Origin of the sequence: Enterococcus sp. 3H8_DIV0648, assembly GCF_002140655.1 — a bacterium.
In the GTDB taxonomy this organism is placed as follows: domain Bacteria; phylum Bacillota; class Bacilli; order Lactobacillales; family Enterococcaceae; genus Enterococcus_A; species Enterococcus_A hulanensis.
This window is the reverse complement of sequence record NZ_NGLG01000001.1, coordinates 432303-442877: the sequence shown is the minus strand read 5'-3', so window position 1 is coordinate 442877 and position 10575 is coordinate 432303. Positions and strand designations below refer to the sequence as shown.

The 10575-nt window shown below is 40.0% G+C and carries 14 protein-coding genes and 1 other annotated feature; of the genes, 2 read left to right on the top strand and 12 right to left on the bottom strand.

Features of this window, described 5'->3' with window-relative positions:
- Positions 1-43: 43 nt before the first annotated feature.
- The 4 genes from rplL to rplK all read right to left on the bottom strand — a co-directional run bounded on the left by rplL (position 44) and on the right by rplK (position 2417).
- A complete protein-coding gene (gene rplL, locus A5875_RS02075; protein ID WP_016181529.1) occupies positions 44-412 on the bottom strand; it encodes a 50S ribosomal protein L7/L12 in 369 nt (122 codons plus the stop codon).
- 55 nt (positions 413-467) lie between these two features.
- Positions 468-968: a 50S ribosomal protein L10 gene (gene rplJ / locus A5875_RS02070; protein ID WP_088932076.1), complete on the bottom strand. Its 501-nt coding sequence runs from the start codon at positions 966-968 to the stop codon at positions 468-470.
- 42 nt (positions 969-1010) lie between these two features.
- Positions 1011-1137 (bottom strand) — a sequence feature (ribosomal protein L10 leader region).
- 55 nt (positions 1138-1192) lie between these two features.
- Complete coding sequence (gene rplA / locus A5875_RS02065; protein WP_088932075.1) at positions 1193-1882, bottom strand: 50S ribosomal protein L1; 690 nt, start codon at positions 1880-1882, stop codon at positions 1193-1195.
- A 112-nt stretch (positions 1883-1994) separates the two neighbouring features.
- Positions 1995-2417, bottom strand: a complete 423-nt coding sequence (gene rplK, locus A5875_RS02060) for a 50S ribosomal protein L11 (RefSeq protein ID WP_088932074.1) — start codon at positions 2415-2417, stop codon at positions 1995-1997.
- 296 nt (positions 2418-2713) lie between these two features.
- Between rplK and sdaAB the strand changes: the two genes are divergently transcribed.
- Both sdaAB and sdaAA read left to right on the top strand, forming a co-directional pair.
- Positions 2714-3388: an L-serine ammonia-lyase, iron-sulfur-dependent subunit beta gene (sdaAB, locus tag A5875_RS02055; protein ID WP_088932073.1), complete on the top strand. Its 675-nt coding sequence runs from the start codon at positions 2714-2716 to the stop codon at positions 3386-3388.
- Between the two features lie 73 nt (positions 3389-3461).
- Positions 3462-4346 (top strand): L-serine ammonia-lyase, iron-sulfur-dependent, subunit alpha, encoded by an 885-nt coding sequence (gene sdaAA, locus A5875_RS02050; protein ID WP_088932072.1) that lies wholly within the window; start codon positions 3462-3464, stop codon positions 4344-4346.
- Positions 4347-4387: 41 nt separating this feature from the next.
- On the opposite strand, the gene A5875_RS02045 is transcribed toward sdaAA, so the two are convergent.
- The 8 genes from A5875_RS02045 to rpmG form a co-directional block, all read right to left on the bottom strand.
- Complete coding sequence (locus tag A5875_RS02045; RefSeq protein WP_088932071.1) at positions 4388-5317, bottom strand: metal ABC transporter substrate-binding protein; 930 nt, start codon at positions 5315-5317, stop codon at positions 4388-4390.
- A complete protein-coding gene (locus tag A5875_RS02040; protein WP_088932070.1) occupies positions 5307-6161 on the bottom strand; it encodes a metal ABC transporter permease in 855 nt (284 codons plus the stop codon). The genes A5875_RS02045 and A5875_RS02040 overlap by 11 nt, the downstream gene beginning before the upstream one ends.
- Entirely contained in the window at positions 6151-6900 is a 750-nt protein-coding gene (locus tag A5875_RS02035) for a metal ABC transporter ATP-binding protein (RefSeq protein ID WP_088932069.1), read from the bottom strand. The genes A5875_RS02040 and A5875_RS02035 overlap by 11 nt, the downstream gene beginning before the upstream one ends.
- 140 nt (positions 6901-7040) lie before the next feature.
- Complete coding sequence (locus A5875_RS02030) at positions 7041-8141, bottom strand: lactate oxidase (RefSeq protein ID WP_088932068.1); 1101 nt, start codon at positions 8139-8141, stop codon at positions 7041-7043.
- Between the two features lie 122 nt (positions 8142-8263).
- Positions 8264-9133 carry an alpha/beta fold hydrolase gene (locus tag A5875_RS02025; protein ID WP_088932067.1) on the bottom strand — a complete coding sequence of 290 codons (870 nt, stop codon included), beginning with the start codon at positions 9131-9133 and terminating at the stop codon, positions 8264-8266.
- 209 nt (positions 9134-9342) lie between these two features.
- A complete protein-coding gene (gene nusG / locus A5875_RS02020; RefSeq protein WP_088934600.1) occupies positions 9343-9885 on the bottom strand; it encodes a transcription termination/antitermination protein NusG in 543 nt (180 codons plus the stop codon).
- A gap of 96 nt (positions 9886-9981) precedes the next feature.
- The gene (gene secE, locus A5875_RS02015; protein WP_010746478.1) at positions 9982-10152 is read right to left on the bottom strand and encodes a preprotein translocase subunit SecE; all 171 of its coding nucleotides are present in this window, start codon (positions 10150-10152) and stop codon (positions 9982-9984) included.
- Positions 10153-10176: 24 nt separating this feature from the next.
- Positions 10177-10329: a 50S ribosomal protein L33 gene (gene rpmG, locus A5875_RS02010; protein ID WP_010739830.1), complete on the bottom strand. Its 153-nt coding sequence runs from the start codon at positions 10327-10329 to the stop codon at positions 10177-10179.
- Between the last annotated feature and the right edge of the window lie 246 nt (positions 10330-10575).

Sequence of the window (10575 nt, the reverse complement as noted above, 5' to 3'; positions counted from 1 at the left end):
CCCTTATCTGACAAGGATTCTAGCTCGTAATAATCATTAGTGATTATTTTAATGTTACAGATGCGCCAACTTCTTCTAAAGCAGCTTTAAGTGCTTCAGCGTCTTCTTTAGATACATCTTCTTTAACTGGTGCAGGAGCGCCATCAACTACAGCTTTAGCTTCTTTCAAGCCTAAGCCAGTTGCTTCACGAACTGCTTTGATAACTTTAACTTTTTGGTCGCCGACAGCTGTTAATTCAACTGTAAATTCAGTTTGTTCTTCAGCAGCAGGACCTGCAACAGCGCCAGCAGCAGCTACAGGAGCAGCAGCAGTTACGCCAAATTCGTCTTCGATAGCTTTAACTAAGTCGTTTAATTCTAAGATTGTTGCGCCTTTAAGCTCTTCAACAATGTTTTCAATGTTCAATGCCATTTTAAATTTCCTCCGTTTAGGTAAGTTTTTTTATTTTTTATATTTTATGCAGCGATTAAGCTACTTCTTCTTCTTTTTCTGCGACTGCTTTCACAGCGTAAGCCACGTTGCGGACTGGCGCTTGAAGAACAGATAATAGCATAGAAAGAAGTCCATCGCGGTTCGGTAGTTTTGCAAGAGCAGTAATTTCTTCGATAGAAGCTACTTTTCCTTCAATGATACCGCCTTTGATTTCTAGTTTTTCAGCTTTACTAGCGAATTCATCGATAATTTTAGCTGGGGCAACTACGTCCTCATTACTAAATGCAACAGCAGTAGGTCCTGAGAATACTTCTTCTAATCCGTTCAAACCAGCTTTTTCAGCTGCACGAACTAAGATAGAGTTTTTGATAACTTTCATTTCAACGTTAGCGTCGCGTAATTGTTTACGTAATTCAGTCACTTGTTCTACAGTTAAACCACGGTAATCGACGATAACAGCTGAAGCTGCGGCGTTGAATTTTTCAGTGACTTCATCAACGATAGCGGCTTTTTTAGCGATTGCTACTTCACTCATTATATATTTCACCTCCTGATTTTGATGGGGAGAGTTTCTTGTGATGGACACAAAAAAACTCCATGCCACCGTAGACATAGAGGGACTATTGAATGTTCTCAATAAACGTCCTCGGTAGGAAATTAAGACTCGCGTCACCTACTGTCTTCGGTACAGTTAATAAATTAACCTCGACTAACTTACCATAGATAAGCTAGCCGAGTCAAGTGCTTTTCTAAAAATAATTAGATAGCAGATTGTTCAACATGGATACCAGGTCCAAATGTTGTAGTCATTGAAATGTTTTTGATGTATTGACCTTTAGCAGTTGCAGGTTTTGCTTTTACTAAAGTTTCATTGATAGTGTTGAAGTTTTCAACCAATTTAGCATCGTCGAATGATACTTTACCGATTGGAACATGCACGTTGCCAGCTTTGTCAACACGGTAAGTTACTTTACCAGCTTTAACTTCTTCAATAGCTTTAGTAACATCCATAGTTACAGTACCAGTTTTAGGGTTAGGCATTAAACCTTTTGGTCCAAGCACACGACCTAATTTACCTACTGTAGCCATCATGTCAGGTGTCGCTACAACAACGTCAAAGTCGAACCATCCACCTTGGATTTTTGCAACCATGTCGTCATCGCCAACGAAATCAGCGCCAGCAGCTTCTGCTTCTTTTGCTTTTTCGCCTTTAGCGAATACCAAAACAGTTTGAGTTTTACCAGTTCCGTTTGGAAGCACAACTGCTCCACGGATTTGTTGGTCTGCTTTTTTAGGGTCTACGTTCAATTTGTAAGCAACTTCAACCGTTGCGTCAAACTTCGCGAAGTTAATTTCTTTTGCTAGTGCTACTGCTTCCGCAACTGGGTAAGCTTTAGTAGTATCAACTTTTTTTAATGCATCTTGCATTTTTTTGCTCTTTTTAGCCATTTTGTTTCCTCCTTGATGTGGTTATAACGGTAGAACCTCCCACGTGTTCCGTATCTTTAGATAGGGAGCCAACTGAGAAGCTACTTTCTTGGGTTCATCGATAATAATAAATTTATTCGACAGTGATACCCATGCTTCGTGCAGTTCCTTCAACCATGCGCATTGCTGACTCAACGTTAGCAGCGTTTAGGTCTTGCATTTTCAACTCAGCGATTTCTTTTACTTGATCGCTAGTAACTTTAGCTACTTTGTTTTTGTTTGGTTCGCCTGAACCTTTTTCAACACCGGCAGCTTTTTTCAATAATACTGCAGCTGGTGGTGTTTTTGTGATGAATGTAAATGAACGGTCTTCATATACAGAGATCACAACTGGAATAATCAAACCTGCTTGATCAGCAGTACGGGCATTAAATTCTTTTGTGAAGCCCATGATGTTGATACCCGCTTGACCTAGCGCAGGACCTACTGGCGGAGCTGGTGTTGCTTTACCTGCAGGAATTTGCAATTTAACTAATTTTTCTACTTTTTTTGCCACGAGACATACCTCCTTGAGTCCGTGATGTGGTTAATGGAGATCAATATTTCTCCTCCCACTAAAACCGTGTGTACAAAGACACACTTTGGTATCATAGCAGATTATTTAGCCTAATGCAAGACAGTATTCTTAATGTTGAAATTTTTTGACAATAATAAAACGCTTCACAATCTCTTTAACTACTATGAGAATAACAAAATAAATTATTAATCTTACTATTTTCAGAAAGCGTATATGTTACACTATGGTCGACTTGATGAGGATTTTCATCGGATAAATTGGGGAGGTTTAAAATAATGGAAGTATTAAAATATCGAAGTGTTTTTGACATTATTGGTCCGGTAATGGTGGGCCCAAGCAGTTCACACACAGCTGGTGCTGCACGAATCGGAAAAGTTTGCCGCATGATCTTTGGGGAACGGCCTGATTCAGTAGAGTTTGATTTGTACGAATCATTTGCCAAAACATATCGCGGCCATGGAACGGATATTGCTTTAGTTGGCGGTATTTTAGGGATGGAACCAGATGATCCTCGTTTATCCGATTCACTGAAAATTGCTCACGAACAAGGCATGGAAGTTCTCTTTGTGCCCAAAAAAGAGATCGCAGATCATCCAAACACTGTCACCTTACGCATGATCAAAGGCGACTTAGAAATGTCTATCACCGGCGTATCAATCGGCGGTGGAAATATCCAAATTACCGAGATGAATGGGTACAGCATTTCACTTGGTATGGGAAATCCAACATATATCATTATTAATAAAGACGTTCCTGGTCTGCTTTCGCGTGTTTCTACTATCTTTATGAAGCACGGTCTGAATATCGGCAAAGTAACCATGACTCGCAAAACCAGAGGTGAAAATGGGATCGTTCTTTTAGAAATCGATGATACACCAGATGATCCAGAAGGTTTAAGACAAGAAATCAAGCGTGAAGATGATGTCTTGAGCGTTACCTATTTCAAATAGCTCACTAAAAGATAACCGTCATTTTTCAAAAATGATTGCATTAATATGTATTATTTAATGAGGAGGAATTGTCATGTTTTACTCGATCCAAGAGCTTGTGGAACAAGCAAAGGATTATTCAACTGTCGGTGAATTGATGATCGCAACCGAAATGGAATTGACTGATCGTACACGTGAAGAAATCATTGCGTTAATGGAACGCAATTTAGAAGTAATGGAAAACTCAATCGAAGAAGGCATTCAAGGGGTAACTTCTGTAACAAAAATTACCGGCGGAGATGCCAAGCGCATGAATGAGTATATCGAAAGTGGTAAATTCATGAGCGGCGAAACGATTTTGAAAGCCGTTCGTAACGGGATCGCTGTTAATGAAGTCAACGCGAAAATGGGATTAGTCTGTGCTACTCCTACTGCTGGCAGTGCTGGTGTCTTACCAGGTGTGCTAATGGCAGCTCGCGAGAAATTAGAATTAAGCCATGAAGAACAAATCGACTTTCTGTTTACTGCTGGTGCTTTTGGTTTAGTTATGGCAAACAATGCTTCAATCTCTGGTGCAGAGGGCGGCTGCCAAGCCGAGGTTGGTTCTGCCAGTGCAATGTCAGCCGCAGCTTTAGTTTCTGCAAACGGCGGCACACCAGAAATGGCCGCAAATGCTTTAGCGATTACTTTAAAAAATGTTATGGGACTAATTTGTGACCCTGTTGCTGGTCTGGTGGAAGTTCCTTGTGTGAAGCGTAACGCGATGGGCGCGTCTCAAGCTTTTATTTCTGCGGACATGGCCTTAGCTGGGATTCGCAGTGTTATCCCGCCTGATGAAGTCGTGGAAGCAATGTACAAAGTCGGCCGCGCAATGCCGCAAATCTTCAAAGAAACGGCTGAAGGCGGTGTAGCTACTACACCAACTGGATTACGGTTACAACGCCAAGTCTTTGGCAAACCTGAAAAAGCAACTGTTTAAGCATACTAAAAAGCAGCTGATCCAAAATCAGCTGCTTTTTACTATTTCATCAAGCCTTCGTGGATCTTATCAAGATTCCACTTCATCATTTTATAGTAACTATCCCCCGACTCGCCCTTTTTAGCTAACGAATCTGTATAAAGATCACTATAAATCGGTAAATCGACTTCTTTTGATAGACGTTCCATACTGCGTTTATCGACACTCGTTTCTACAAACAGCGAAGGAACCTTAGAGTCTCGTACCTTCTCAACAATTTGCTTCATTTGATCCGGTGTTCCCTGACTTTCTGTATTGATCTCCCAGATATAAGCTGCCGTTAAATCATAAGCTTTAGAAAAATATTTAAAGGCTCCTTCACTAGTAACCAACAATTTTTTTTCACTTGGAATATCCGCGAATTCTTCTTTTGCGGATTTATCCAACTCTTCCAGCTTTTTGATATAGGCTTCTGCATTTTTCTTGTACCCAGCCTGATTGTCTGGATCTTTTTTACTTAAAACTGATTGAATCTGCTTAACATATAGAATACCGTTAGAAATATCCAGCCAAGCATGAGGGTCCTCTTGCTTGCTGTTGCTAGTCAAATGAATAGGTTCAACCTCTTTACTCACCGCAAAATAATCTTTGTCTTCTTTTTTATTTGCTGTTTCCATTAATTTATTAAACCAGCCGTTCCCAGTTTCTAAATTCAAGCCGTTATAGAAAACAACATCTGCCTCACTAGCTTTCTTAGTATCTTCGGGCAATGGTTCATATTCATGGGGATCTGTCCCAACTGGAACAATACTATGGACACTCACCTTATTTTTTCCGACTTCTTTGACCATATCTGCAATGATAGAGTTAGTCGCGACCACCTCTAGTTTCTTTGAATCATTGGTAGCTGAACTCTCATTGGTTTTTGTTCCACATCCAGCTAGAATTAACAAACTGATAATTCCAGCAAAAATAATTTTTTTATGCTTCATACATTCGCTCCTTTCTTAATTGTTGAATCAATCCTTTGCTTGGAGAAAACAGAAAAGCCGCGATGAAAAACACTGCTGCCGTCATTACAATTGTCGCCCCCGAAGGAAGATTATAACTGTAACTGAAATACAACCCGATGATCGCACTTAAAACACCGAATAATGTTGACAAGCCCACCATTAATGAAAGCTTATTGGTTAACTGATAAGCAGTAGCCGCAGGTGTGATCAGCATAGCGATAACTAAAATCGTCCCAACTGTTTGCAACGACGTCACTGCTACTAATGTCAGCAGAAACATCAGTCCGTAATTGATCAAACTGATATTCCAACCATATGACTGCGCCATTGTGGGAGCAAAAGATGTTAATTTTAGTTGTTTGTAAAAAAGCAAAACAGCTAACAAAACAATCACCATTACGATCGCCGTTAGGTACATGTCTGAATCTCGAACAGCTAGAACATTTCCAAATAGAATATGGTAAAGATCCGTAGCGCTCCGAGCAAAAGAAATCAAGATAATTCCTAATGCAAAGAAGGAACTAAACACGATCCCGATTGCTGTATCGTTTTTGAGTCGACTATGTTTGCCGACAAATCCAATCAGCGCTGCAGAAAAGATTCCGAAAAAAGTTGCCCCGATAATGTAACTGCTGCCTAACATATAAGAAATCGCCACTCCCGGTAGGACTGCATGTGAGATGGCGTCTCCCATCAGTGACATTCCGCGTAAAATGATAAACGAACCAATAACCCCAGCCGATATCCCTACCATAATCGAAGTGATCAGAGCATTTTGTAAAAATTGATAATCAACCAATCCTTGAAAAAAATCATGTAGCAAAGTCGACACCTCCTACTCTCATTGTTTGTGCAATTTCGCTGCCATACGTTTTCTCCATATTTTTCGCCGTATACGTTTGAGCAACTGGTCCTGAAGCAATCAAGCCTTTGTTCAACAAGATCACTTCATCAAAATAATCAGTGACTTTATGAAGATCATGATGAACGATCACGATAGACTTTCCTTCATCTCGTAATTCTTTTAACAGATCAATAATAATTTTTTCGCTGGTTGCATCGATTCCGGCGAAAGGTTCGTCCAATAAAATCCACTCTGCTTGCTGTGCTAATGCGCGTGCGATGAACACACGTTGCAGTTGTCCGCCAGACAGCTCACTAATTTGTCGATCTGAAAACTCCGATAGACCCACTTTTTCTAAGCACTCTGCCGCGAGCTTTTTCTCCTGCTTTCCCGGTCGCTGAAACATTTTCAAACGCGGATATGTCCCAAACAACACAACGCCGAGCACATCTATAGGAAAACTCAAATCAATATCCTGCCGTTGTTCGACGTAAGCGATTTTCTGCCGTTGCTTATTAATCGGCTCTTCACCATAAAAAATTTTTCCTGATTGTGTTTTTATTAATTGCAGAATCCCTTTCATCAAGGTGGACTTACCAGCACCGTTAGGACCAACGATACCAGTCAATTTTCCAGCGGATAGTTCCAGATTCACATGCTGTAATGCAATTTTTCCGCGATACGCAACTGATAAATTTTCTACACGAATCGTTTCCACAGCTATCCCTCTTTTCTATTTTAGGCTACCCTAAATTACAAGTTAATAATAAACTAAAAAGAAAGCGTACGCAAGAAAAATGAGAAAAAAGCTTCGCCAAGAAAAATATCTTCTTGGTGAAGCTTCTATTAGCTAAATATTTAGTCGTTTAATCTCGTGTTCTTAACTTCATCAATATTTTTTGTCCCCGCAAGCTGCATTGTAATGGAAAGTTCTTTGTTCAAATGATCAAAGACTGATTTCACACCTTCAGTACCGCCAAGGTTCAAGCCATAAATAACTGGACGTCCGATTGCCACTAAGTCAGCGCCACTAGCTAAAGCTTTGAAAACATGTTCACCACGGCGAACACCGCTATCAAAAACAATCGGTACACGTTTATTTACAACGCCGGCAATTAATGGCAAGACATCAAAGGATGCAGGTCCGCCATCTAGTTGACGACCACCATGATTTGAAATCCAGATACCATCTGCGCCTGCTGCAATCGCTACTTCGGCATCTTCAGGTGATTGAATTCCTTTGACAAAGACGGGTAAATTAGTTAAATCCTTGATTTTCTTGATATCTTCAGGGACTAAACCTTGTTTAGCTGCGGCGTAGATTTCTGCGATCCCTTTTCCTTCACCATCACCGCTGGCGCTTTTGGCACTGTAGGCTGCTAGGTTGGGCATTGGTAATGGAAATTGGAACTTATTGATGATATCTTCTTCTCGATAACCGCCAAGTGTTGAGTCAGCAGTCAGTATAATTGCCTTCGCTCCCGCTTTGACCGCCTTTTCTAAAATAAATTCATTAAATCCATCATCTTTACTCATATATAATTGGAAAAATTGAGGGGCATCGGGTGCCGCTGCGGCAGCATCTTCGATTGTTGTATTGGCATATGTGCTGATCGAAAAGATTGAACCAGCCGCTGCAACTCCTTTAGCCGTGTCAGCTTCACCTTTTTCATGAGCTAAACCTTGTGCTGCTGATGGTGCTTGAATGATCGGTGTAGCCAAGTCGATATCCCATAACTTTGTGCTTAAGTCAGCGTGATCTATTCCACGTAATACACGAGGCATGATCGTTTTATTATTAAATGAAGAAGTGTTTTCCTTCATTGTCCATTCGTCCTCAGAGCCGCCGCGAATATAACCAAACGCACCTTTGTCCATGCGTTCTTTTACACGGCCTTCTAGTGAAGCGATATTTACGATTTCGATCGGATGTTCTTCGTTGCTTGCTTGATATGTCATAATAAAGCCTTCTTTCTTTTGAATACAAGAGTATATTAATACTCTTACAAAAAGTAAGCAAGAAAATCGTCTTCTCTTTCATCCTAAAAATTCCTCTCTTAGAGAAAAGAACTTCAAAAGTTTTATTTCCACAAAAAGTTTGCAACAGCCTTATCTACCGCAGGATTTTCGTGTAATTGGCTGTGTTGAGCATTTGATCCGGTGAAAATTTGGTAATCAATCGGATTGCCATGAGACTTCAATAATGAATAGGCCGCCAAGGCACTGGACAGCGGCACTGTTCCGTCTGACATATCATTCTCATTCAATTTTCCTGCCAATAATAATACCGGTAATTTATTTGGCACATTGTTAATGCCATTACTGTAATCGACATAACGGCTCGCTTGCGTATTTGGACCGTTTTGCAGCAAACCGTCGATTGATTGATTATTCGCAGTGTCATCGAAATCGTTAAATGGCGCGCCAATGGCAATAAACTTTTTAATTACGGACGCATCATTGGGTTGCCCATATGTCGTCAAATAGCGTAACGAGCTGACGCCTCCCATTGAATGACCGACTAAGTTCACTTGGTCCACACCTTGCTGCTTCAAATATTTCAAGACGTTATAGATCCATTCCGTTTGGTTCCATTCATTGTCTTTGTTGGCAGCAAATAGCACTTGAATGCTGGGGTTATCTTTTTTTTTGCTTAATTGGCCGTCCACATTCAATGTGCCGTCTGCTTGGACAGTAATCAGCATTTCTTTTTTCGTTTTTCCTTCATTGGATAATCGTTGAATCATCCCACCAAAAGAGTTAATCGTGCCGCCATACCCATGAATAAAAACAGTTGGCACTGCACATTTAGTTGGAACATTTTTTTCTTTTGATGTTGCTGTTGTTTGAGTCTTTTCTGTTTTGTCTGTTTGCTTTGTTTCGCCTGAACTGCAACCTGCAAGGGCGAAAATCACCCCGATAGCCAATAAACTTAAGTATATTTTTTTCATACCTTACAACCTCATTTCTATTTTTATAAAAAATCAACAATAGTCATTTTACTTTTATATCCTCTACTATAGGCACATAGGAGCGTCAACTCAACCTAAAGAGGATTAAATATTAAAAGTTTAGACACTCATTCCTATTACTATTTTGAAATACCTTCAAATAGACAAAAAGAAAAACCGAGACAAATCGTCTCGGCTTGATCAGCTAATTAAATTTTATCGATTTGATCAAAGTCTAATTCAGTACTTGTTTCACGACCGAACATATCAATATTGGCTTTGATTTTGTCACGTTCTTCGTCGATTTCAGTGATAACACCTTCAAGTCCTGCAAAAGCACCTTCGATGATTTTTACTGTTTCGCCCACTTCAATTTCTAAGTCGTGTTGGCGAGTACTCATACCTAAAGAGCGTAAGATGTGGTTGATTTCCTCTGGCATCAATGGCGCTGGTTTGCTTCCGGCACCGTGTGAACCAACGAAGCCAGTTACACCTGGTGTATTACGAACAACATACCAAGAATCATCCGTCATGACCATTTCTACTAACACATACCCAGGGAAAGTCTTGTGGACGATTTCTTTTTCTTTACCGCCCTTAACTTCTGTTTCAGTTTCTTCCGGGACAACTACACGGAAAATATAGTCTTCCATCCGCATACTTTGTGCACGTGATTCTATGTTTGCTTTTACTTTGTTCTCATAGCCGGAATAGGTATGCAGCACATACCATTGTTTTTCAAAAGATTCCATTTTCGCCATCGGCTCCTCGTTCTAAAATAAAAAAACCTCAGTAGTACCAAGGCTTTTTCTCTCAAATAGTATAACATGCTTTTTTTGAATTGGCTACTAACGAATGATCAAATTGATCAATGCTTGAATCGCTGTATCCATGATGAAAAACATCAAAGCAAAAATGATTGCTGTTTCGATTACGACCAGCGAGTCATGGCGTAATTGTTTTTTTGAAGGCCATGAAACAAGTTTCATTTCTTCTCTGACACTGCGTAAAAAGTTCAACTGAATATCCCCCTAGTTTGTTAATTATTTTGTTTCTTTATGTATCGTGTACTGATTGCAATGTTTGCAAAACTTATTAATCTCTAAACGCTCGCCGCGTTTGCCTTCACTCACTGATTTCGTGTAGTTTCTAGAACCACAGACAGTGCAGGCCAGAGCCGCTTTTTTTGTTGCCATAGCGATCTACTCCTAATTCCTTTTGATATAATCATCCTTCTAAAGAAAAATGATTTGATTGTCGTTGCATAAAACTTCGGCAGTAACCAAACCATTAAAAAATCGATTGGCAACCTCAGAAAGTCACAGACTAACATTATCATCTATCCTTTTTCCTGTCAATCTTTCCTTGCAGCTGTAATTCTTTCTTTAGCACTCGTAAAGTCTATTTGAATTGTTTCTAAAATGAATTTCTTTATCTAGGAG